Consider the following 22,993-nt stretch of genomic DNA (forward strand, 5'->3'; position numbering starts at 1 on the left):
CTGCTCGCGAAGAGGGAATGTCAGGCAACATTTTTGTTGATTGACCCACCGCCTTCGCGAGCAGGCTCGCTCCCACATTGGTTTCTGCCAACCTCAAAGGCCTAGCAGGGACAACATGATGAAGGTCGCGAACAGCACGAAGTGCGTCATGCCTTCGATGGCATTGGTCTCGCCGTCATTCAGGTTGATCGCGCTGACGATCAGCGTGATGAAGATCATCACCGTCTGCACCGGGGTCATCGCCATCTGAAACGGCTGGCCGGTATACAGGGCCATTGCTTCCATCACCGGCACCGTCAGAATCACCGTCGACAATGACGCGCCCATCGCAATGTTCACCACCGACTGCATGCGGTTGGCCAACGCTGCACGCAACGCGGTCAAAATCTCCGGCGCGGCGGAAATCGCCGCGACCAGAATCGCCGTGATCACCGGCGGCGCGCCCGTGCCTTCCAGGCCCAGATCGAGGGTCTTCGACATCACTTCGGCCAGTGCGCCGATCACCACAATGCCAAACACCAGAATGCCGATCGACAGACCGATGCTCGGTGCTTTTGCCTGCGCGTCCTGCGGTTCTTTCTTGCGGCGTTTGTCGGGGTAGCTGTAGCTGAAAAAGTAACTGTGCGGGCCGACTTGCATGCGCAGAAACAGCGCGTAAAGCACTACCATCGCACCGATGGTGAATGCCGAATAAATCTTCCAGTTCGCCTCGGGAATAAACTCCGGTACCACCATCGACACGCCCATGGCGGTGAGGATCATCACACTGTAACTGCGCGCGGAATCGTCGTTGTAGGACTGTTCGCCGTGTTTGATCCCACCCATCAGCGCGGCGAGGCCGAGGATGCCGTTGATGTCGAGCATCACGGCGGAATAGATCGTGTCGCGCACCAGTGTGGGCGAGGCTTCGTTGCTCATCATGATTGCCAGAATCACCACTTCGACCAGCACGGCCGCAAGCGTGAGGATCATCGTGCCGTAAGGGTCGCCGACTTTTTCCGCGAGCAATTCGGCGTGATGGGCGACGCGCATCGAGGCGGCGACGATGAAAGCGATCAGCGCCAGGCCGGCAGTCAGCGCGACGATCTGGCCGCTGTGCAGCATCCAGTGTTCCAACGGATAGGCGACGCACGCGGCGATGACGGCCAGTAGCAGAAAACTTTCTTGTTTGAGGATTGTGAGCATGGCGGGCCTTTTGCCGAAGAGTGCGAATGAGCTACTGACTGCGGGGCGGCGCTAACGTTTCGTTACACCTTAGCGCACCAAGCGCTGGCAGGGCTTTTGGCCATTGCACTTTTATTGGCCTTGCTGGCCCCTTCGCGAGCAGGCTCGCTCCCACAGGAGAATGCGCTCGAATGTGGGAGCGAGCCTGCTCGCGAAGGCCTTCACACGGTTTCAAACCGGTTTGTTGTCCTTTTGGTCAGCAATTTGCATTGGCCCTGACCACACACAACAAAATGGAGTTCGAATTCATGCAAATACGTCCGCTGCACAAACTGCTGTGCGCCGCCCTCGGTCTGGGGATCAGTCTGAGCGCCAGCGCTGCCGATCCGCTGAAAGTCGGTTTCGTCTACATCGGCCCGATCGGTGACCACGGCTGGACGTATCAGCATGAGCAGGGGCGCAAGGCACTCGCGGAGAAATTCGGCAATCAGATCACCACCAACTACGTCGAGAACGTCGCCGAAGGTGCCGACGCCGAGCGGGTCATCCGCAACATGGCCAAGGACAAGTACGACCTGATTTTCACCACCTCTTTCGGCTACATGAACCCCACTGTCAAAGTCGCCAAGCAGTTTCCCAAGGTGACCTTCGAACACGCCACCGGCTACAAACAGGACAAGAACCTCGGCACCTATCTGGCGCGCACTTACGAGGGTCGTTACGTCGGTGGTTTCCTCGCGGCGAAGATGACCAAGACCAAGAAGATCGGCTATGTCGCTTCGTTCCCGATCCCCGAGGTGATCCGCGATATCAACTCGATTCAACTGGCCTTGAACAAATACAACCCCGGCACCGAGATCAAAGTGGTGTGGGTCAACTCCTGGTTCGATCCGGGCAAGGAAGCCGATGCGGCCAACGCCCTGATCGATCAGGGCGTCGACGTGGTGTTCCAGCACACCGACAGCCCGGCGCCGATTCAGGCCGCCGAACGTCGTGGCGTGTACGCGGTGGGTTACGCCTCGGACATGGCACACTTCGGCCCGAAAGCGGTGCTGACCTCGATCGTCAACGACTGGGCGCCGCACTATATTCAGGCGACGCAGAGCGTGATCGACCACACCTGGAAATCCCAGGATTACTGGGGTGGACTGAAGGAAGGTACGGTTGAGTTGCCGATCAGTGATCTGGTGCCGGCGCCAGTGAAAGCCGAGGCCGAGCAGATCATTGCCGACATCAAGAGCGGTGCGTTGCAGCCGTTCACCGGGCCGATCAAGGATCAGGCCGGCGTCGAGAAAATCCCCGCAGGTGTGAGTGCGACCACGGCGGAACTGGCGTCGATGAACTATTACGTGGAAGGCATGAAGGCTGAGATGCCGAAGTAATCCCCCGATTCACCACACAAAACCCTGTGGGAGCGAGCCTGCTCGCGAAAGCGGTGTGTCATTAAACAAAAATGTTGTCTGACACTCCCTCTTCGCGAGCAGGCTCGCTCCCACATTGGAAACACAGCGTATTCAAGGATTGTGTATGGATCAGCTTCCGATCATTGATATCAGCCCGCTCTACTCCAACGACGAAAACGCCTGGCCTGCGGTGGCCGAACAAATCGACCACGCCTGCCGCGAATGGGGCTTTTTCTACATCAAGGGCCACCCGATTTCAGCGCAGCGCATCGACGCCGTGCTTGATCAGACTCAACGTTTTTTTGCTCTGCCCGCAGCGGAAAAACTCAAGATCGACATCACCCAGACCCGCCACCATCGCGGCTACGGCGCGATCGCCACCGAGCAACTCGACCCGAGCAAACCCAGCGACCTCAAAGAAACCTTCGACATGGGCCTGGACCTGCCAGCCAACCATCCCGACGTGCTCGCCGAAAAACCGCTGCGCGGGCCGAACCGTCATCCGGTGCAAACCGGATGGGCTGAGTTGATGGAGCAGCACTACCTCGACATGCAGGCCCTCGCGCAAACCCTGCTGCGTGCGATGACTATCGTCCTCGACATCGAACGCGACTTCTTCGACAGCCGCTTCGTTGATCCGGTCAGCGTGCTGCGCATGATCCATTACCCACCGCGCCACACCGCCAGCTCCGCCGAGCAGCAAGGCGCCGGCGCGCATACCGATTACGGCTGCATTACCCTGCTCTATCAGGACAGCGCCGGCGGCTTGCAGGTGAAGAATGTGCAGGGCGACTGGATCGATGCGCCACCGATTGGCGGCACCTTCGTGGTCAACCTCGGCGACATGATGGCGCGCTGGAGCAACGACCGTTATCGCTCGACCCCGCACCGGGTGATCAGCCCGCTCGGCGTGGATCGCTACTCGATGCCGTTCTTCGCCGAGCCGCACCCGGACACGCGCATCGAATGCCTGCCCGGATGTCAGGACGCACAGCATCCGGCGAAATATCCGACCACTACCTGCGCCGAATTTCTGCTCTCGCGCTTCGCCGATACCTACGCTTATCGGCGCGAGCAGGAAGCCGTTTGATGGATCGCTTGGTCAGGTTTTGCCAATTGTTTCGACGAGCATCTGTAGAATGCCGTCATTGCACCTGATGAGAAAAGAATATGTACGACTGGCTCAACGCCTTGCCCAAGGCTGAACTGCACCTGCACCTGGAGGGCTCGCTGGAGCCTGAGCTGCTGTTCGCCCTGGCCGAGCGCAACAAGATCGCCCTGCCGTGGAACGATGTGGAAACCCTGCGCAAGGCTTACGCCTTCAACAATCTGCAGGAGTTTCTCGACCTGTATTACCAGGGCGCTGACGTGCTGCGCACTTCGCAGGATTTCTACGACCTGACCTGGGCCTACCTGCTGCGCTGCAAAGCACAGAACGTGATTCACACCGAACCGTTCTTCGACCCGCAGACCCACACCGACCGGGGCATCCCGTTCGAAGTGGTGCTGAACGGCATCGCAGCGGCGTTGAAGGATGGCGAGCAGCAACTGGGTATCACCAGCGGTTTGATCCTAAGCTTCCTGCGCCACCTCAGTGAAGAAGAAGCCGAAAAAACCCTCGATCAGGCGCTACCGTTCCGTGATGCGTTTGTCGCGGTCGGTCTGGACAGCTCCGAGATGGGTCACCCGCCGAGCAAGTTCCAGCGCGTATTCGATCGCGCCCGTCACGAAGGCTTCCTGACCGTTGCCCACGCCGGCGAAGAAGGCCCGCCAGAATACATCTGGGAAGCCATCGACCTGCTGAAAATCCAGCGTATCGACCATGGCGTACGTGCCATCGAAGACGAGCGCCTGATGCAGCGGATCATCGACGAACAGATCCCGCTGACCGTGTGCCCGTTGTCGAACACCAAGCTTTGCGTGTTCGATCACATGTCGCAGCACAACATTCTCGACATGCTCGAGCGTGGCGTGAAGGTCACGGTGAACTCCGATGACCCGGCGTACTTCGGTGGTTATGTGACCGAGAACTTCCATGCGTTGTATGAGCATTTGGGCATGACCCAGGATCAGGCCAAGCGCTTGGCGCAGAACAGCCTGGATGCGCGACTGGTAAAACCATAAACAACACCGAAGTACCCATGTGGGAGCGAGCCTGCTCGCGAAGAGGGAGTGTCAGTTAACATTTGCGTTTAATGACACTCCGCTTTCGCGAGCAGGCTCGCTCCCACAGTGGGTTCTTTGTTTAGCCCGGGATTTGGGTTTCTGTCAGCTCTTCCAGGGTTTTCCCCCGCGTCTCCATCCCGAACAGCCACACCACCCCCGCCGCTATCGCGAAGCACGCCGCGCCCAGCGCAAACACCCCGCCCTGCCCGGTAATCGGGAACACCAGCCCGGTCACCAACGGCCCGAGCAGCGAACCCACGCGGCCAATCGCCGAGGCAAAGCCCGAGCCTGTCGCCCGCGCCGACGTCGGATACAGCTCCGGCGTGTAGGTGTAGAGCACCGCCCACATGCCGAACAGGAAAAACTGCATCAACAGTCCGGTGCCGATCAGCAGCGTAACGTTACCGCCAAACACTGCGCTCTGGCCGTAGAGAAACGCCATCACCCCACCACCGAGCAAGGTGACGATGCACACCGGTTTACGCCCCCAGCGCTCGACCAGCCACGCCGCCATCAAGAACCCGGGAATCCCGCCCAGGGATATCAGCACGGTGTAATACACCGACTGCGTCACGGCGAAACCCGACTGTTGCAGCAATGCACTCAACCACGACGTCAGCCCATAAAAGCCGAGCAGCGCGAAGAACCACAAGCTCCAGATCATCGTCGTGCGCTGGCGATACTGCGGCGACCAGATCTGTTTGAGCGCCGCAAAGAAGTCGCCCGGCGGCGTCACGGTGCGCGGCAAGCGCAGCGGTTCCGGCAACGCGGCACCACCGAGCGACGAACGCACCCGCGCCTCTATGCCGTTCAACACCTTGTCTGCCGCTTCAAGCTTTCCAGCCTGTTCCAGCCAGCGCGGTGACTCGGGAATGAAAAAGCGGATCGCCAGCACAAACACCGCCGGCACCGCCAAGACCAGAAAGATGTCGCGCCAGCCAATCAGCGGTAACAGGAAGTAAGACAGTACGCCGGCCGCTACGAACCCCAGCGGCCAGAAGCCATCCATCAACGCGATATAGCGCCCGCGGCGTTGCGCTGGAATCAGCTCGGACAACATCGACTGGGCGATCGGAAACTCCATGCCCATGCCAATCCCCAACAGGATGCGAAACAGCGTCAGCGTCTCGACCGTTTGCGCCGTCGAGCACAGATAACTGGCCACGCCCCACAACACGATGCTCCACTGAAACACCGGTTTGCGCCCGAAGCGATCAGCGAGCATGCCGGACAGCGACGCCCCCAGCACCATGCCGAAAAAGCTCGAACTAGCGAGCAGTCCAGCTTGCGCACTGCTCAAGCCGAACTCGGCTTTGATCGAGCCGAGCAGGAACGTCATCATCGCCAGATCCATGGAGTCGAAGAAAAACGCCAGAGCGATGATGATAAAAATGATCCGGTGATAACCGCTGATCGGCAGTCGTTCCAAGCGTTCTGCCGCACTGTAGCCTTGATTATCCATACCGCGTCCCCCATCCGAAATGTCCCCGGATCGAGTGTGCGCGATCACGCCTGGGCGTTCGTGCTGGATGCGACCTGTTCGCAGCCGTAGACGACGCCAGCCGGAATGCCGCCGTGGCAGGTAATGATCAAGCGGCTCTGCTAGGCCATCTCCAGCTCGGTTTCCTTGGCAAATCGATGCAGTTCACGCTGCCCGGTCGCCGTCAGTTGCAGCGCTCTTGAGTCATTGGGCAGGGTCAGCCAGCCGGATTGCATGAACAACTGCAGCAACGCGGCGCCTAGGGTACCTCCCATGTGCGGACGACGCTCGCTCCAGTCCGGGCAGGCACAGGCGACCTGAACATTGCGATGGGCCAGCGCCTGAATGAACACTCCCCGCCCTGCCAGTTGTTTTGCACCCTTGAGGGTCACCACCACGCGCTGTTCAAGCTGTTCGATCCAGCCGGCGTCGAGCAATCGCTGATACAGGTCGGCCGCCAGCGTGCCCCCCAGATGATCGTCGCAAAAGCGTGCGCGCAACAGCGAAGACGGTGCCGCCTGGGGCTTGGCCAAAGGGGTGCTGCGTTTGAAAACCTCGGCGACTTCGCGCGGGGCACTGGCGATGGTGGCGCTGGCCAGCGCCTCTATCGCCGCGCCCACCTCCGGTGCCGAGAGACGGAAAAACCGTTTGCGACCACGAACTTCGACCTTCAACAGACCACCAGAGGCCAGCCGTGCCAGATGCGCACTGGCCGACGACGGCGACAGACCTGCCAGTAACGCAAGCTCCTCGGTCTGCCGGGCCGAGCCATCCATCAGCGCCCACATCATCGCGCTGCGCTTGGGGTCGGCCAGCAACGTGGCGATCTGGCTGATGCAAGGTGCATGTTCCATGTATTCACTCCCTGTGGAATCGTATCGTCTACTGCTCGCAGACATCTTGACCAGTAATGGGTCGGCGGCCAAGACGCGAAAATCGCTCTGAGCCGGGGCAAGGCAGGCCATTGACATAACATCTTCCGGCGCAGAAACCAGCTTCGCTGAACAATCCTGAACCAGACAGGAGCAGCACAGTGCGAAGGCGTTCGGGCCGGGTTAAGGTACTTGCATGAGGCGGGCGCTAGTATAAGCGGGATGCAGGCCGCGTCCCGTGCCGCAGCCTGCACGGGTGGTGATTGTTCCTGACAGAAATTTCTCTATTTAGCTGCGACTAATGATCAACTTTCGAGAAAACGGGAAATTGACTACTCAAATAAGCGCATCGGCTGGCGAGCATTTCCCTTAACAGGTTCACCGGCTTACTCAATTGTGCGCGATGGGCGCACAACAGATTCAGCGGAGCGCGTTCGCACAGCAGCTCCGGCAGCAGCACTTTGAGGCGGCCGGCGAGCACATCGGCGCCCACGTCGAGCCAGGATTTGTAGGCTATTCCCGCTCCAGCCAGCGCCCATAGACGCACAACGTCGGCGTCATCACTGAAACGGTCACCACTGACGGTCAGACTGACCTCGCGTTTGCCGTCGTGAAAACTCCAATGGTCATGAACCCGACTGCCGAGCATGTACAGCAGGCAGTTATGCTGAGTCAGTTGTTCGAGCTGGTGCGGCTCGCCGTGTCGGGCCAGGTACGCCGGGGAGGCACACAGCACGCGGCGGTTTTGCGGGGCGATGGGCAAAGCGACCAGGCTCGAGTCTTCCGGCTCGCCGTAGCGCAAGGCGATGTCCACCGGTTGACGGAACAGGTCGGCGATGCGGTCGCCAAGCAGCAAGCGCACGGTCAGCTTCGGGTGCTCGCGCTGGAACTCGTCGAGCCATGGCAGCAACAGGTTACGGCCGAAGTCCGAAGGCGCCGACAACTGCAAAATACCGCTGACCTGTTCCTGCCCGCTGGCGAGCAAACGTCGGCCTTCATCAAGATTGCTCAGCGCCGCCCGCGCGTATTCGAGAAAGCCTTCGCCTTCGGCTGTCAGGCGCAAGCTGCGGGTCGAACGGGCCAGCAAGCGCGCCCCCAGTTGCTGTTCGATCCGTTTCAATGCCGCACTGGCCACGGCCGCGGACATATCCATTACCCGCGCTGCTGCTGACAGACTGCCCAGGTCCGCCGCCCGGACAAACAACTGCAAGTCGTCGAAACGCAGCATGCTCAGCCTCGATTATCAAAAAAATATTGAAAGAGACTGCACTTTTAGCCGGTTTTATCTCGCAGAGAAATAGCCAATCATCTCTCCATCGTATTCATCCCGCTTCTCTGGAGCCGAGCATGACCCAGCCATTCACCGCTATTGCCACCCTGATCGCCAAACCGGGCCAACAGGACCTTCTCGAACAGGGCCTGCGCGCACTGGTTGAACCGAGCCGCGCCGAAGCCGGTTGCAGCCAGTACGACCTGCACCGTGACCTCGCCGACCCGCAGGTTTTTTATGTGATTGAACACTGGGCCAGCGAAGCGATTCTTGAGGCGCACAACACCAGCGCGCACTTCCAGCATTTCCAGGCAACGGCTGGCCACGCCATCGAACACTTTCAGCTCAAGCGCCTCGGCGCGATTGCCTGACCCCTTCTTCTATTACCTGTACGGAGCCACTCATGAAAGCCATCGCCTATTACGCTTCACTGCCGATCAGCGACGCGAAATCCCTGCAAGACATCGAACTGCCAGAGCCGGTCGCCGGCCCGCGCGATGTGCTGGTGGAAGTCAAAGCCATTTCGGTTAATCCAGTCGACACCAAAGTGCGGCAGAACGTGGCGCCGGAAAACGGCGCGGCGAAAGTATTGGGCTGGGACGTTGCCGGCGTGGTCAAGGCTGTCGGCAGCGAAGTGACGCTGTTCAAGGCTGGCGACAAGGTTTTCTACGCCGGCTCTATCGCCCGTGCCGGCGGCAACAGTGAACTGCACGTGGTCGATGAACGTATCGTCGGCCATATGCCGAAATCCCTTGGTTTTGCCGAAGCCGCCGCGCTGCCGCTGACCGCGATCACCGCGTGGGAATTGCTCTTCGAGCGCCTGCAAATTCGCGAAAGCAAAACCAATGAAGATCAGCGCCTGCTGATCGTCGGCGCGGCCGGCGGGGTGGGCTCGATCCTCACGCAACTGGCCAAACAACTGACCGGCCTGAAGGTCATCGGCACTGCGTCCCGCGAGCAGACCCGCGACTGGGTCAAAGAACTGGGCGCCGATCTGGTCATCGATCACAGCCAGCCGCTGAGCGAAGAACTCAAGCGCGCCGGGATCGACAGCGTGACTCATGTTGCCAGCCTGACCCAAACCGATCAGCACCTCGATCAACTGGTCGAGGCGCTGGCACCGCAAGGCAAACTGGCACTGATCGACGATCCGAAGTCGCTGGACGTGAGCAAACTCAAGCGCAAGAGCCTGTCGCTGCACTGGGAGTTCATGTACACCCGCTCGCTGTTCGAAACGCCGGACATGATTGAGCAGCACAGACTGCTCAACCGCGTTGCTGAGCTGATTGATGCCGGGACGTTGAAAACCACGGTGGGCGAGCATTTCGGCATGATCAATGCGGCGAATCTGCGTCGCGCCCATGAGCTGCTGGAAAGTGGCAAAGCCAAGGGGAAAATTGTTTTAGAAGGTTTCTAAAAAACCGCACAGCGCAGCCTTCGCCGGACCTAGAGCGGTCGGCGGGGCTGCGCTGTTTTTTGCCGTCAGTCCGATGCTTGACCGTTGTCACAATTGCGATCGTATTCAGGACTACAATCGAAGCCTCTGCGATACATCTTTTACGCAAGGGAGGTCAGCAATGAAGATCCTGATAAAAGAAGTGGCAAAGTCTCAATGGCAGGTTCGTCTGGACCAACACGCCGTGACATTCCGCAGTGAAGCCGAAGCTTTGGCCTTCACTCGCACCCTCGAAGCGCGACTTTGCGCGCCCCATCAGATTCCCGACCGCAGCCAGCAGCGCGCTGCCGGCTGAGGCTATTTATGCCTCGGCCTGAGCTTGCGCCAGAGCCCGGGCATTCTGCAGACGGCGGGTGAGCAGCGCCACGCACACCACCAGCAAACCGCACACGCTGATGACTATTGCCATCGGCACGGCGGTGCCGTCGTGCAATACCCCCACCAGCGCTGAAGCGCCAGCGGCGACGCTGAATTGCATGCAGCCGAGCAGTGCCGAAGCACTGCCGGCGCGTGCGCCCTGACCGTTCATCGCGCAGGCGGCGGCGTTTGGGCTGATGCAGCCCAGGCTCGACACGCAGATGAACAGTGGAATCAGCAGCGGCCACAAGGATTCGGTGTGCATTGCGCTGACCGCGAGCAACGCCAGCCCTGCGCCGAAGTAAACCCACACCGCCCGCGACAGCAGGAACGCCGGGCCGCGCTTGGCCAACATCCGCGCGTTGACCTGCGCCACCAGAATGAACCCCGCCGCGTTGGTGCCGAACAACCAGCCGAAATGCTCGGCCGGCACGCCATACAACTTGATGAAGATAAACGGCGAGCCGGCGATGTAGGCGAACATCCCGGCGATGGCGATGCCACCGGTCAGGGCATGACCGAGGTAAACCCGATCCTTGAGCAAGCGCCCGTACTGGCGCAGCGCACCGGACAACGGCTGGCGCGGCATGTGCGCCGGCATACTTTCCGGCAGCCCCAGCGCCACGGCCAAACCGGCCAGCGCGCTGAACCCGGTCAGCACCAGGAAGATCGACTGCCAGCCTGTGGTGTTGACCAGCAGACCGCCGAGCATCGGCGCCAGAATCGGCGCCAGGCCCATCACCAGCATCAATTGCGAAAAGACTTTCGCCGATCCCACCGCGTCGCATTTGTCACTGACCACGGCCCGGGAAATCACCATCCCCGCACAACCGCCCAACGCTTGGACGAAACGCGCACCGATCAACCATTCCAGATTTGGCGCATAAGCACAGGCCAGTGATGCCAAAGTGAACAGCGTGAGGCCCACAAGCAACGGGATGCGTCGGCCAAAGCGATCCGCCACCGGGCCGTAAGCCAGTTGGCCAATCGACAACCCGGCGAAATACGCCGCCAGCGTCATCTGTACATGTTTCTCGTCGGTGCCGAACGCCAGCGCCATCGCGGGAAATGCGGGTAAATAGAAGTCGATCGCCAAGGGCCCGAAGGCGGTCAAGGCACCGAGGATCAGAATGGTACGGAAGTTCATCAGGCATCCAGGTTGGCAAGTCGGCAGCCCGACAGTCTAGCCGCGCCCGGACGCCTTGAACATTCCGATAGCTCGCTAACAATCAAAAAAGCCAGGATCAAAAGATCGCAGCCTGCGGCAGCTCCTACTTTGGAATGCGTCCCCTTGTAGGAGCTGCCGCAGGCTGCGATCTTTTGCTTCTAGGCGAGTTTCACTGCGTAGCCTTCTTCGCTGATGACCTCGATCACCTGCTCGGCGCTCAGCGCGCTTTCCACGCCGACCTCTTTCGCAGCCAGATCAACCCGCACACTGGCCGCCGGATCCTTGGCCTGCACAGCATTGGTGATGGCTTTGACACAGTGACCGCAGGACATGCCTTGAACGTTGAACACTTGCATGGAATGACTCCTTTGAGTGAGGTTGCCGGCAGTCTCGAGCTTGCCACGATGGCAAGGTCAAGTTCTTCAATAAACTGCCGGGCTGGCAATCGGCGTCGCGCTCGGCCAAGCTGCGTACATTAATGACTTAAATTCAGGAGATTCAGCCATGCGCTGGTCAGCTTTCAGCCTGTTTGGCTTGCTCAGCCTCTTTGCCGCCGTTCCTCAAGTACAAGCTGCCGGCGAGGATTACGGCGTTCTGATCATCTCCCGTGAGCGTCTGGAAGTGGCAACCTCCTGCGAAATCGGTGTGTATATCCAGGATCAGCTGTCGGCACGCCTGTTTCAGGAACAGAGCACATCTTTCAACTTGCCACCTGGCACTGTTTCGCTACGTCTGAAACTACTGCCGGGGCAAGTACCGGGTTGCAATCCGGGCTTGCTCGCACCGGGTTCACAGGAAATAAAACTGCAGGCGGGCGATGTGCAGAAGTACCGGATCGCGATGACACAGGAAGGCATGTACCTGAAGCGCGCCGATCTCGGCTATTAAGCAAATCCAGACCTGTGGGAGCGAGCCTGCTCGCGAAAGCGGTGTGTCATTCAGCGATGATGTTGACTGACCCACCGCTTTCGCGAGCAGGCTCGCTCCCACAGTTGCTTTTGCGGCGCTTCAAAGATTGGCGCTTGACCTTGCCCGCATGGCAAGGTTGATCCTTGTAGGCATCTACTACAGGGAGTACGACCGATGTCCGATTCCATCACGTTCGATCTGCCGATTGCCGGTATGACCTGCGCCAGTTGCGCCGGCCGTGTCGAGCGGGCGTTGAGCAAAGTCAGCGGCGCCAGTGCCGTCAGCGTCAACCTCGCCACCGAGCAGGCCCGTGTGCAGGCGCCCGGCGACAGCCTGCCGGCGTTGATGGAGGCGGTTGAACGTGCCGGCTACAGCGTCCCGCAGCAAACAATTGAACTGAATATTGAAGGCATGACCTGCGCCTCGTGCGTCGGTCGCGTCGAGCGTGCCCTGAATAAAGTCGCCGGGGTGAAAAGCGTCAGCGTCAATCTTGCCAACGAACGCGCGCATCTGGAATTGCTCGGTCAGGTCGATCCGCAAACCCTACTCGAAGCCGTCACCAAGGCCGGCTACTCGGCCAGCGTCTGGCAAGCCGAACACCCACAAAACGATAACCAACAGCAACGTCTGAAACATGAACGCTGGGCGTTGATCTGCGCGATCGCCCTCGCCCTGCCGCTGGTGGCGCCGATGTTGCTGCAACCGTTCGGCATCCACTGGATGCTCCCGGCCTGGGCGCAATTCGCCCTCGCCACACCGGTGCAGTTCATTTTCGGTGCACGCTTTTATGTTGCGGCGTGGAAAGCCGTTCGCGCTGGCGCCGGCAATATGGACTTGCTGGTCGCCCTCGGCACCAGCGCCGGTTACGGCCTGAGCCTTTACGAATGGGCCACCGCCGCCGGGCGTATGCCGCATCTGTATTTCGAAGCATCGGCGGTGGTCATTGCCTTGGTGCTGCTCGGCAAATATCTGGAAAGCCGCGCCAAACGCCAGACTGCCAGCGCCATCCGCGCCCTCGAGGCGTTACGCCCGGAGCGGGCGATTCAAGTGATCGATGGCCGCGAACAGGATGTCGCCATCAGCGCGTTGCGCCTGAACGATCTGGTGTTGGTCAAACCCGGCGAACGTTTCCCGGTCGATGGCGAAGTCATCGAAGGCCAGAGTCATGCCGACGAAGCACTGATCAGCGGCGAAAGCCTGCCGGTGCCGAAACAACCGGGGGATAAGGTCACGGGCGGCGCGATCAACGGTGAAGGCCGTTTGCTGGTGCGCACTCAGGCACTCGGTGCGGAAACCGTGCTGGCACGGATTATTCGTCTGGTAGAGGACGCCCAAGCCGCCAAGGCACCGATCCAGAAACTCGTGGATAAAGTCAGTCAGGTGTTCGTGCCGACCGTGCTGGTTTTAGCTTTGGCGACACTGATCGGCTGGTGGCTCTATGGCGCACCACTGGAGACTGCACTGATCAATGCCGTTGCCGTTCTGGTCATCGCTTGCCCGTGTGCACTGGGACTTGCTACGCCGACGGCGATCATGGCTGGCACCGGCGTAGCGGCGCGCCACGGCATTCTGATCAAGGACGCCGAAGCCCTGGAGCGCGCCCATGAAGTCAGCAGCGTGGTGTTCGACAAGACCGGCACACTGACCTCTGGCACGCCGCGTATCGCCCACTTCAGTGCAGTGGATGGCAATGAAGACGCGCTGCTGAAACTGGCCGGCGCGCTGCAACGCGGCAGTGAACATCCGTTGGCCAAAGCGGTGCTGGATGCAGCCGCCGAACGAGGCCTGAACGTGCCGGATGTCAGCGACAGCCAATCGCTGACCGGTCGCGGCATTGCCGGCAATCTCGATGGACGACGTCTGGCGCTGGGCAATCGGCGGATGCTTGAGGAAAGTGGTTTGAGCGCCGGCAACCTGAGCGAATCTGCCCAAGCCTGGGAAGCCGAAGGCCGCACCCTGTCATGGTTGATCGAGCAAAGTCCTGAACCGCAAGTGCTCGGCTTGTTCGCCTTCGGTGACACCCTGAAGCCCGGCGCACTGGAAGCCGTGCAGCAACTCGCCGCGCGGGATATCCACAGCCATTTGCTGACCGGCGACAACCGCGGCAGCGCGCGCGTCGTCGCCGAAGCGCTGGGCATCCGCAATGTCCACGCCGAAGTGCTGCCAGCGGACAAGGCCGCGACTGTCAGCGAGCTGAAAAAAACCGGCGTGGTCGCGATGGTTGGCGACGGCATCAACGACGCCCCGGCCCTCGCCGCAGCCGACATCGGCATCGCCATGGGCGGCGGCACCGACGTGGCCATGCACGCGGCGGGCATCACCCTGATGCGCGGCGATCCACGGCTGGTGCCGGCGGCGCTGGAAATCAGCCGCAAGACCTACGCGAAGATCCGCCAGAACCTGTTCTGGGCCTTCGTCTACAACTTGATCGGCATTCCGCTGGCGGCATTCGGTTTTCTCAACCCGGTACTGGCCGGTGCAGCCATGGCGCTGTCGAGCGTCAGCGTGGTGAGCAATGCGCTACTGTTGAAAACCTGGAAACCCAAGGACCTGGAGGAGCACCGATGAACATCGGTCAAGCAGCCAAACACAGTGGCCTGAGCGCAAAAATGATCCGCTATTACGAGTCGATCGGCCTGCTCAAAGCGGCGCATCGCACCGACAGCGGTTACCGGATCTACGGTGACGATGACCTGCACACGCTGGCATTCATCAAGCGCTCGCGGGACCTGGGTTTTTCCCTGGAGGAAGTCGGCAAACTGCTGACCCTGTGGCAGGATCGCCAACGCGCCAGCGCCGATGTGAAGGCCTTGGCCCGCCAGCACATCGACGAGTTGAATCAGAAGATCCGCGAACTTGGCGAACTGCGCGACACACTGCAGGATCTGGTCGAGCACTGTAACGGCGACCACCGCCCCGACTGCCCGATTCTCAAGGAGCTGGCGTCGGGCTGCTGCGCGCAACCCGCCCGCGCTTGAGCGCCAACAGCTTTATCGTGAGCAATGTGCCGAGGGGAATGCCGTGGAACAGCATGACCACGGCACCCGGCGTCCACCACCCGTAGAACGGCGCGGCGATGAGCATGCCGATGCCGAACCCGGTCATCTGCAGCAAGGTCAGCACGCTGAAAATCGGCAGGCGCAAGCGCTCGGGCTCACGTTGCAGACGCGACATCAGCCCGACTTCGGAAAAGCCATCACCCAAACCCGCCGGCAAGGAAAACAGCAGCAGACCGTAGAGGCTGTGTTGCTGGAACATCAGGATAAAGCCACAGGACATCAGCGCCACGCCGAAGAAAAACCGCCGTTCGAGGTTGATGTTGTCCGAGCCTTTGAGACGGCTGGCGATTCGCGCGCCGAGCAGTTTGCCGCTGGCCCACACCGCGAGCATCAGGCCCAGCGTGGTGCTCGCCGACTCCGGCGTGAGCAATTTGGAAATGATCGGAAAGCCGACGTTGTGCGCAGCGCTGCCCAAGGTGTCGGCCATGGTCACCGCGAGCATCGCGGCAATCACCGGCGCAGAACGCAGGCCTTGCTTGAGCGCGGTCCATTCGCCGCGATCAGGTTCGTCGTTGACGGTCGCCGGTTCGAACCGCAGCGGCACAATCAATAATGCTGCCAGCAGGTAAGTCAGCGCATTCAGGGCGAACACCGTTTCAAACCCAAACCCCGCGACCAGCAAACCCGAAACCAGGCTGCCGCCAACCATCGCGGCGGATGAGGCCGAGGTGATCCACGCGTTGGCCTTGAGCAACTGATCGGCGTGGATCAAACGCGGCAACTGGCTGTTAAGACCGATGGCGAACATCGAATTGCCCAGGCCCAGACCGAAGGCGATCACCGGCAACAGCAAGGCCTGCAGGCTGACGGGCACGACCAACAACAAGCCCAGCACGCTGGCGCGCAGCAGGTCGAACGCGATCAGCGGTGCGCGGCCGCTGCAACGGCGGTAAAACGCGGTGCCGATCAGGCTGGCAAAAATTCCTCCGCCCACGCGGCTGGCGAGAAAGATCCCGACGCTCATGGCGCTGTTGCTCAGCAGATAGACGTAGGTGGCCAGCGCAACCATGTTGAGGAAGGCGCCGAAGTCGGAGATCAGGCGTGCAGTCACGATCAGGTGGGTGTTGCGCGGGGTGGTCACATTCAGTCCTTGAGTGTGGTTGGAGCGGTGGACAGTAGACGCGAAATTGCGTTGATCCGAAAGTGGCCCTCACCCTAACCCTCTCCCAGGGGGAGAGGGGACTGATTGGGGGATGCTGTGGAGATACGCCGACCTGAAATTTCTTTACCGAATCCAGACAGGTCCAAACGCTGACCTCGTCCAATCCATAATCGACCCGGTGTTTCAGGTCGATGTATGACGCAAGACACCTCGGTCGGCCCCATCTCCCGGAGAGAGAGGGGGCTGATTGGGGGATGCTGTGGAGATACGCCGACCTGAAATTTCTTTACCGAATCCAGACAGGTCCAAACGCTGACCTCGTCCAATCCATAATCGACCCGGTGTTTCAGGTCGATGTATGACGCAAGACACCTCGGTCGGCCCCATCTCCCGGAGAGAGAGGGGGCTGATTGGGGGATGCTGTGGAGATACGCCGACCTGAAATTTCCTTACCGAATCCAGACAGGTCCAAACGCTGACCTCGTCCAATCCATAATCGACCCGGTGTTTCAGGTGGATGTATGACGCAAGACACCTCGGTCGGCCCCCTCTCCCGGAGAGAGAGGGGGCTGATTGGCGGATGCTGTGGAGATACGCCGACCTGAAATTTCTTTACCGAATCCAGACAGGTCCAAACGCTGACCTCGTCCAATCCATAATCGACCCAGTGTTTCAGGTCGATGTATGACGCAAGACACCTCGGTCGGCCCCTCTCCCGGAGGAAGAGGGGGCTGATTGGGGGATGCTGTGGAGATACGCCGACCTGAAATTTCCTTACCGAATCCAGACAGGTCCAAACGCTGACCTCGTCCAATCCATAATCGACCCGGTGTTTCAGGTCGATGTATGACGCAAGACACCTCGGTCGGCCCCTCTCCCGGAGAGAGAGGGGGCTGAATGGGGGATGCTGTGGAGATACGCCGACCTGAAATTTCTTTACCGAATCCAGACAGGTCCAAACGCTGACCTCGTCCAATCCATAATCGACCCGGCATTTCAGGTCGATGTATGACGCAAGACACCTCGGTCGGCCCCATCTCCCGGAGAGAGAGGGGGCTGATTGGGGGATGCTGTGGAGATACGCCGACCTGGAATTTCTTTACCGAATCCAGACAGGTCCAAACGCTGACCTCGTCCAATCCATAATCGACCCGGTGTTTCAGGTCGATGTATGACGCAAGACACCTCGGTCGGCCCCCTCTCCCTCCGGGAGAGGGCTGGGGTGAGGGAGCTTGTGATTTAAACAAAAAACCCGGCCGAAGCCGGGTTTCTCGTCAAGCAATCACTGCATCCACGGTGGTGGCGGTGGCTCGTCGGACTTGCCTTTCGGCTCGTCGTCCGCCGCACGGATGGCCTGCTTGCGCTCCTCGTCGAGGCGCGCCGCTTCGATCTCGCGCAACACCCCGCCAACATCGGCCAGGTCTTCCGGGTCATCGAACTCGCCGGTCAGCACACTGTTCGGGTGCAAGGTGCCGGCTTCGTACAACGCCCACATTTCCTTGGCGTACTTGGTCAGCTTCAATTCCGGGGCAAAGCGACCGAAGTACGAAGCCATGTTACCGACATCCCGCTCCAGCATGCTGAACGCGTGGTTGTTACCGGCAGCGTCGACAGCCTGCGGCAGGTCGATGATGACCGGACCGGTCGGCGTCAGCAGCACGTTGAACTCCGAGAGGTCACCGTGCACCAGACCGGTACACAACATCAGCACGATCTGCGAGATCAGGAACGCGTGATACTCGCGCGCCTGATCCGGCTCCAGCACCACATCATTGAGACGCGGCGCGGCATCGCCGAATTCGTCGGCCACCAGTTCCATCAACAGCACGCCGTCGAGGAAGTCATACGGCTTGGGCACCCGCACCCCGGCGCCGGCCAGACGGAACAGCGCCGCCACTTCGGCATTCTGCCAGGCATCTTCGGTCTCTTTGCGACCGAACTTGGAGCCTTTTGCCATCGCGCGAGCCTGTCGGCTGTTGCGCACCTTGCGGCCTTCCTGATACTCGGCCGCCTGGCGGAAACTGCGTTTGTTCGCCTCCTTGTAGACCTTTGCGCAACGTAACTGATTGCCGCAGCGCACCACATAAACAGCTGCTTCTTTGCCACTCATCAGTGGGCGCAGCACTTCGTCGACCAGACCGTCCTCGATCAGGGGTTCAATGCGTTTTGGAGTCTTCATCAGCTTTTATTGTGGGTCCTTTATTACCAAACACGCGAATGTCACTCGTTATACGGCAATCCTCGCATTACGGGGAGGGGTTGCCGACCTGTGAACCTGTGAATGCACACACTGTGCCGAAAAAATCGACCACGGCGAATCATAGCCGAGCCGGCCTCGATTGTTGGTATCGGCCGTTGAGGCCATTTGCGACAGAATCTGACATCTGCGGTTTTAGCCCTTTACCCTCACCCCAGCCCTCTCCCGGAGGGAGAGGGAGCCGACCGAGGTGTCTGGCGTTATACATCGACCTGAAATACCGCGTCGATTATGGATTGGAATAAACATCTGACTGAAACACGTCGATTATGGATTGGGCTAACCATCTGACTGAAACACCGTCGATTATGGATTCGGTAAAGCTCGATCAGGTCGGCGTATCGCTCAAACATCCCCCAATCTGTCCCCTCTCCCTTTGGGCGGTCCGACGTTTCGGGAGGGTTAGGGTGAGGGGCTCTTCTAGCGTTCGATGATGGCGGTAACGCCCTGCCCGCCCGCGGCGCAAATCGAGATCAGACCCCGGCCCTTGCCTGCCGCATCGAGTAGCTTGGCCAAATTGGCGACGATACGCCCGCCAGTCGCGGCAAACGGATGCCCGGCCGCCAGAGAACTGCCCTTCACATTGAGTCGGCTGCGATCGATCGAGCCTAGCGGAGCGTCGAGGCCCAGGCGGGTTTTACAGTATTCCGGATCCTCCCAAGCCTTCAACGTACACAGCACTTGCGCGGCGAATGCCTCATGAATTTCGTAGTAATCGAAATCCTGCAAGGTCAGCCCGTTGCGCGCCAGCAAACGCGGCACAGCGTACACCGGCGCCATCAGTAGTCCTTCGGCGCCGTTGACGAAATCCACTGCCGCCGCCTCGCCATCGCGCAGGTAAGCGAGGATCGGCAAGCCACGCTCCTTTGCCCATTCTTCGCTGCCGAGCAGCACCACCGAGGCACCATCAGTCAGCGGCGTGGAGTTGCCCGCCGTCAGCGTACCTTTCGCGCTTTTCTCGAACGCCGGTTTTAGCGTCGCGAGTTTTTCCAGGGTCAGGTCCGGACGCAGGTTGTTGTCGCGGGTCAGACCAAGGAACGGCGTCATCAGGTCGTTGTGCCAGCCTTCACTGTAGGACGCGGCGAGTTTGTGATGGCTTTGGAGGGTCAGTTGATCCTGCTCTTCACGCGGGATCTGCCAGGTCTGCGCCATCAACTCACAGTGCTCGCCCATCGACAGCCCGGTGCGTGGTTCGCCGATGCGTGGGAAATCCGGAATCAGATGTCTGGGCCGCAGTTGCAGAAAGGTTTTCAGCTTGTCGCCGGTGGTCTTGGCGCGGTTGGCTTGCAGGAGAATTTTGCGCAGGCCTTCACTGACACTGATCGGTGCGTCCGAGGTGGTGTCGACGCCACCCGCAATGCCGCAGTCGATCTGGCCGAGGGCGATCTTGTTCGCCACCAGGATCGCCGCTTCCAGCCCGGTGCCACAGGCTTGCTGAATGTCGTAGGCCGGCGTAGCGGGTGACAGACGTGAGCCGAGCACGCATTCACGGGTCAGACTCATATCTCGTGACAATTTCAGCACCGCGCCCGCCACCACCTCGCCGAGGCGCTGGCCGTGCAGGTTATAGCGTTCGATCAAGCCTTCAAGGGCGGCGGTCAGCATCGCCTGATTGCTGGCGGTGGCGTACGGGCCGTTGGAACGGGCGAAAGGGATACGGTTACCGCCAATGATCGCGACGCGGCGCAGCTGACTCATGAATAACTCCTTTTCAAATTGATCGAATTTGATGCAGTCCCCTGTGGGAGCGAGCCTGCTCGCGAAAACGCCGGCACATTCAGCATCTTCAGTGGCTGACACATCGCTTTCGCGAGCAGGCTCGCTCCCACAATTACCGCGTTCCTCTGCAAGACCTGCTAAACCTCAGTGTCTAGCGTAGGCCTTATTGCGTGAATCGAACGATTGATTGCCGTCGGCAGTCCACACTTTGAACCCCAACTTCTGGAGAGCGTTCCATGTCTGACCGCTATATCGACTTCGCCAACTCGTCCATCGGCCATCGTCTGGTCGGGGCGCTGGGTCTGCCGTCGCCGGTGCGACTGGAACGCTGGCAGGCCGGGCGCCTGCGGCCAGTGGAAGGTGCGCTGCTGATCGGCGGCGGACCGCTGGCCGAGCGCATCAGTGCCTTCGCCAACCGTTTGACCGACGGCATCTACCGTTACGGCGAACAACCGGAAACCGCCACCGAATGGATTCCCGGCCACGGCCCGAAACTCAAAGCCGTGGTGTTCGACGCCAGCGAATTGCTGCACACCGACCAGCTCAAGCAACTGCGCGAATTCTTCCAGCCGCTGATGAAAAACCTCGACCACAGCGCCCATCTGGTGATTCTCGGTCGCGCGCCGGAAACCCTAAGTGATCCGTTTGCCGCCAGCGCACAGCGCGCGCTGGAAGGGTTTTCCCGTTCGCTGGCCAAAGAACTGCGCAGCGGCGGCACGCTGCAGCTGATCTACGTTGGCGAAGGCGCGGAAGATCAACTGGAAGGCCCGCTGCGGTTTTTCCTCTCGCCGAAAAGTGCGTTTGTGTCCGGACAGGTGATTCGCCTGACCGCTTGTGCGACGCCAGTGACTGACTGGACGCGCCCGCTGGCCGGGCGCAAGGCGTTGGTCACCGGCGCGGCGCGCGGCATCGGTGCGTCCATCGCTGAAACCCTGGCCCGCGATGGCGCCGACGTGATCCTGCTCGATGTACCGCCGGCCAAGACCGATCTGGAAGCACTTGCCGCGCGCCTCGGTGGCCGAGCGATCACCCTGGATATCTGCGCCGCCGACGCCGCCACGCAACTGATCGAACAACTACCCGACGGCCTCGACATTCTGGTGCACAACGCCGGCATCACCCGTGACAAGACCCTGGCCAACATGACCCCGGAATTCTGGGACGCGGTGCTGGCGGTCAACCTCAATGCCCCGCAAGTGCTGACCAAAGCGCTACTCGACAGCGGCACGCTGCAGGATGATGCGCGGGTCGTTCTGCTGGCTTCGATCAGCGGCATTGCCGGTAACCGTGGGCAAACCAACTACGCCGCGAGCAAGGCCGGGCTGATCGGTCTGGCGCAAGCCTGGGCGCCGACGCTGCTGGAACGTGGCATCAGCATCAATGCCGTTGCGCCCGGTTTTATCGAGACGCAGATGACCGCGCACATTCCGTTCGGCCTGCGCGAGGCCGGGCGGCGCATGAGTTCGCTCGGTCAGGGCGGCTTGCCGCAGGACGTCGCCGAAGCCGTCGCGTGGCTGGCACAACCGGGCAGCGGCGCATTCACCGGGCAGGCGCTGCGGGTCTGTGGACAAAGTGTTCTGGGGGCTTAGGCATGAGCATCGAATGGCACACGCTGGATCGCGAGCCGAGTCTGCCTGCGCTTTACGCAAGGGCGGCAACGCGACGGAAAATCACCGGCACGCAATTGCCCGACAGCGGTTTGCGCTGTTGGGTCGATGTCGATGGCAAACGCCTGGCGGCCTATCGCAAGGTCTGCGGATTCATCGATGACGGTCTGTTGCCACCGACGTATCCGCATATCCTCGCGTTTGCCTTGCAGATGCAATTACTCACGGCCAAGGACTTTCCGTTTCCGCTGCTGGGGTTGATTCATCTGAGCAACCGCATTCGCGTGTTGCGCCCGATGGGCGGGATCGGTCGGGCGCAGGTGAGCGTGCGCGTGACGAACCTGCAAGCGCATCCCAAAGGTGCGACGTTCGATCTGCTGACCACGCTGGATGACCAGCTCGGGCCGTTGTGGGAAGCCGAAAGCCAGATGCTCTGTCGCGGCGTGAAGCTCGAGGGCGAAGCTGTCGAACAAACCTGGGAACCCTCGCAATCGCTGGTGGAGGTGGCGCGCTGGAAAGCGCCGGCCGATATCGGCCGGCAATACGCCAAAGTGTCCGGAGACTACAACCCGATTCACCTGAGTGCAGCCAGCGCCAAGCTGTTCGGTTTTCCAACAGCGATCGCCCATGGTTTGTGGAACAAGGCGCGAACGCTCGCGGCGCTGGGCGATCATTTGCCCAAGGCCAACCTTGAGATCGCCGTGCACTTTCGCAAACCGGTGCGCCTGCCCAGTGAGGTGACCTTGCTGGCGAGTGCGGCGGGGTCCAGTGGTGAGTTGCGGCTGATCGGTGCACAAGAGCTGGAACACATGGTCGGGCAGTGGCAACACATTGCTTGAGCACGCGGGACACCGTTAATTGTGTGTATATAACTTAAGTTTTCGCCGTCTTTCCTCCTTCCACTGAAAAAAACCGGGCCTTGATTATCAAGGCCTTTTTTTGTGCGGCTATATCGTGGGTATTAGTCCTTAGGCGCTGAACTTCGCCCTCTATATAAAGGCGTT

20 protein-coding genes are annotated in these 22,993 nt (G+C 60.4%); 11 read left to right on the plus strand and 9 right to left on the minus strand.

Going from position 1 to position 22,993, the window contains the following annotated elements; translation table 11 throughout:
- Window positions 1-93 precede the first annotated feature (93 nt).
- Window positions 94-1,185, minus strand: coding sequence for a calcium:cation antiporter (locus ACOYXJ_RS05875; RefSeq protein WP_150795723.1), 1,092 nt, complete (start codon window positions 1,183-1,185; stop codon window positions 94-96).
- A gap of 287 nt (window positions 1,186-1,472) precedes the next feature.
- Between ACOYXJ_RS05875 and ACOYXJ_RS05880 the strand changes: the two genes are divergently transcribed.
- From ACOYXJ_RS05880 to ACOYXJ_RS05890, 3 genes are all read left to right on the plus strand, one after another.
- Entirely contained in the window at window positions 1,473-2,546 is a 1,074-nt protein-coding gene (locus tag ACOYXJ_RS05880) for a BMP family ABC transporter substrate-binding protein (protein WP_102901596.1), read from the plus strand.
- Between the two features lie 145 nt (window positions 2,547-2,691).
- Window positions 2,692-3,657, plus strand: coding sequence for a 2-oxoglutarate and iron-dependent oxygenase domain-containing protein (locus ACOYXJ_RS05885; protein ID WP_460368411.1), 966 nt, complete (start codon window positions 2,692-2,694; stop codon window positions 3,655-3,657).
- Between the two features lie 80 nt (window positions 3,658-3,737).
- Window positions 3,738-4,691, plus strand: a complete 954-nt coding sequence (locus tag ACOYXJ_RS05890; protein ID WP_042557518.1) for an adenosine deaminase — start codon at window positions 3,738-3,740, stop codon at window positions 4,689-4,691.
- 121 nt (window positions 4,692-4,812) lie between these two features.
- Here ACOYXJ_RS05890 and ACOYXJ_RS05895 read toward each other — a convergent pair whose 3' ends face one another.
- The 3 genes from ACOYXJ_RS05895 to ACOYXJ_RS05905 all read right to left on the minus strand — a co-directional run bounded on the left by ACOYXJ_RS05895 (window position 4,813) and on the right by ACOYXJ_RS05905 (window position 8,313).
- Window positions 4,813-6,195 carry an MFS transporter gene (locus ACOYXJ_RS05895; protein ID WP_460368413.1) on the minus strand — a complete coding sequence of 461 codons (1,383 nt, stop codon included), beginning with the start codon at window positions 6,193-6,195 and terminating at the stop codon, window positions 4,813-4,815.
- Window positions 6,196-6,335: 140 nt separating this feature from the next.
- A complete protein-coding gene (locus ACOYXJ_RS05900; RefSeq protein WP_016987369.1) occupies window positions 6,336-7,067 on the minus strand; it encodes an ArsR/SmtB family transcription factor in 732 nt (243 codons plus the stop codon).
- Window positions 7,068-7,383: 316 nt separating this feature from the next.
- Window positions 7,384-8,313 carry a LysR family transcriptional regulator gene (locus tag ACOYXJ_RS05905; protein ID WP_150795720.1) on the minus strand — a complete coding sequence of 310 codons (930 nt, stop codon included), beginning with the start codon at window positions 8,311-8,313 and terminating at the stop codon, window positions 7,384-7,386.
- A 119-nt stretch (window positions 8,314-8,432) separates the two neighbouring features.
- Between ACOYXJ_RS05905 and ACOYXJ_RS05910 the strand changes: the two genes are divergently transcribed.
- From ACOYXJ_RS05910 to ACOYXJ_RS05920, 3 genes are all read left to right on the plus strand, one after another.
- Window positions 8,433-8,726, plus strand: a complete 294-nt coding sequence (locus tag ACOYXJ_RS05910; protein ID WP_460368416.1) for a putative quinol monooxygenase — start codon at window positions 8,433-8,435, stop codon at window positions 8,724-8,726.
- A 32-nt stretch (window positions 8,727-8,758) separates the two neighbouring features.
- A complete protein-coding gene (locus tag ACOYXJ_RS05915; protein ID WP_460368418.1) occupies window positions 8,759-9,772 on the plus strand; it encodes a zinc-binding alcohol dehydrogenase family protein in 1,014 nt (337 codons plus the stop codon).
- 160 nt (window positions 9,773-9,932) lie between these two features.
- Window positions 9,933-10,106 (plus strand): hypothetical protein, encoded by a 174-nt coding sequence (locus tag ACOYXJ_RS05920; RefSeq protein ID WP_007914687.1) that lies wholly within the window; start codon window positions 9,933-9,935, stop codon window positions 10,104-10,106.
- Between the two features lie 6 nt (window positions 10,107-10,112).
- Here the strand turns inward: ACOYXJ_RS05920 and ACOYXJ_RS05925 are convergent, their stop codons facing one another.
- Both ACOYXJ_RS05925 and ACOYXJ_RS05930 read right to left on the minus strand, forming a co-directional pair.
- Window positions 10,113-11,315, minus strand: coding sequence for a multidrug effflux MFS transporter (locus ACOYXJ_RS05925; protein ID WP_460368420.1), 1,203 nt, complete (start codon window positions 11,313-11,315; stop codon window positions 10,113-10,115).
- Between the two features lie 179 nt (window positions 11,316-11,494).
- Window positions 11,495-11,692 (minus strand): cation transporter, encoded by a 198-nt coding sequence (locus ACOYXJ_RS05930; protein WP_025111719.1) that lies wholly within the window; start codon window positions 11,690-11,692, stop codon window positions 11,495-11,497.
- Between the two features lie 148 nt (window positions 11,693-11,840).
- On the opposite strand from ACOYXJ_RS05930, the gene ACOYXJ_RS05935 reads away from it, so the two are divergent.
- The 3 genes from ACOYXJ_RS05935 to cueR all read left to right on the plus strand — a co-directional run bounded on the left by ACOYXJ_RS05935 (window position 11,841) and on the right by cueR (window position 15,223).
- Window positions 11,841-12,224, plus strand: coding sequence for a hypothetical protein (locus ACOYXJ_RS05935; RefSeq protein WP_102901604.1), 384 nt, complete (start codon window positions 11,841-11,843; stop codon window positions 12,222-12,224).
- Window positions 12,225-12,419: 195 nt separating this feature from the next.
- Window positions 12,420-14,813, plus strand: coding sequence for a copper resistance metal-translocating P1-type ATPase CueA (gene cueA, locus ACOYXJ_RS05940; protein ID WP_460368423.1), 2,394 nt, complete (start codon window positions 12,420-12,422; stop codon window positions 14,811-14,813).
- A complete protein-coding gene (cueR, locus tag ACOYXJ_RS05945) occupies window positions 14,810-15,223 on the plus strand; it encodes a Cu(I)-responsive transcriptional regulator (protein WP_110721132.1) in 414 nt (137 codons plus the stop codon). The genes cueA and cueR overlap by 4 nt, the downstream gene beginning before the upstream one ends.
- Here cueR and ACOYXJ_RS05950 read toward each other — a convergent pair.
- The 3 genes from ACOYXJ_RS05950 to ACOYXJ_RS05960 all read right to left on the minus strand — a co-directional run bounded on the left by ACOYXJ_RS05950 (window position 15,177) and on the right by ACOYXJ_RS05960 (window position 20,361).
- Window positions 15,177-16,385 carry an MFS transporter gene (locus ACOYXJ_RS05950; RefSeq protein WP_460368426.1) on the minus strand — a complete coding sequence of 403 codons (1,209 nt, stop codon included), beginning with the start codon at window positions 16,383-16,385 and terminating at the stop codon, window positions 15,177-15,179. The two genes, cueR and ACOYXJ_RS05950, sit on opposite strands and share 47 nt — an antisense overlap.
- A 1,303-nt stretch (window positions 16,386-17,688) precedes the next feature.
- Window positions 17,689-18,585 carry a PA4780 family RIO1-like protein kinase gene (locus ACOYXJ_RS05955; RefSeq protein WP_007914672.1) on the minus strand — a complete coding sequence of 299 codons (897 nt, stop codon included), beginning with the start codon at window positions 18,583-18,585 and terminating at the stop codon, window positions 17,689-17,691.
- Between the two features lie 498 nt (window positions 18,586-19,083).
- Window positions 19,084-20,361, minus strand: a complete 1,278-nt coding sequence (locus tag ACOYXJ_RS05960; RefSeq protein WP_460368429.1) for an acetyl-CoA C-acetyltransferase — start codon at window positions 20,359-20,361, stop codon at window positions 19,084-19,086.
- A gap of 257 nt (window positions 20,362-20,618) precedes the next feature.
- Here ACOYXJ_RS05960 and ACOYXJ_RS05965 point away from each other — a divergent pair, with 257 nt between their 5' ends.
- Together ACOYXJ_RS05965 and ACOYXJ_RS05970 are read left to right on the plus strand one after the other, a co-directional pair.
- A complete protein-coding gene (locus ACOYXJ_RS05965) occupies window positions 20,619-21,971 on the plus strand; it encodes a 3-oxoacyl-ACP reductase (protein WP_460368431.1) in 1,353 nt (450 codons plus the stop codon).
- Window positions 21,972-21,973: 2 nt separating this feature from the next.
- Window positions 21,974-22,828, plus strand: coding sequence for a MaoC family dehydratase (locus tag ACOYXJ_RS05970; protein WP_460368433.1), 855 nt, complete (start codon window positions 21,974-21,976; stop codon window positions 22,826-22,828).
- The last annotated feature ends 165 nt before the right edge of the window (window positions 22,829-22,993 follow it).

It is taken from the genome of Pseudomonas sp. Tul2A7, assembly GCF_054790505.1.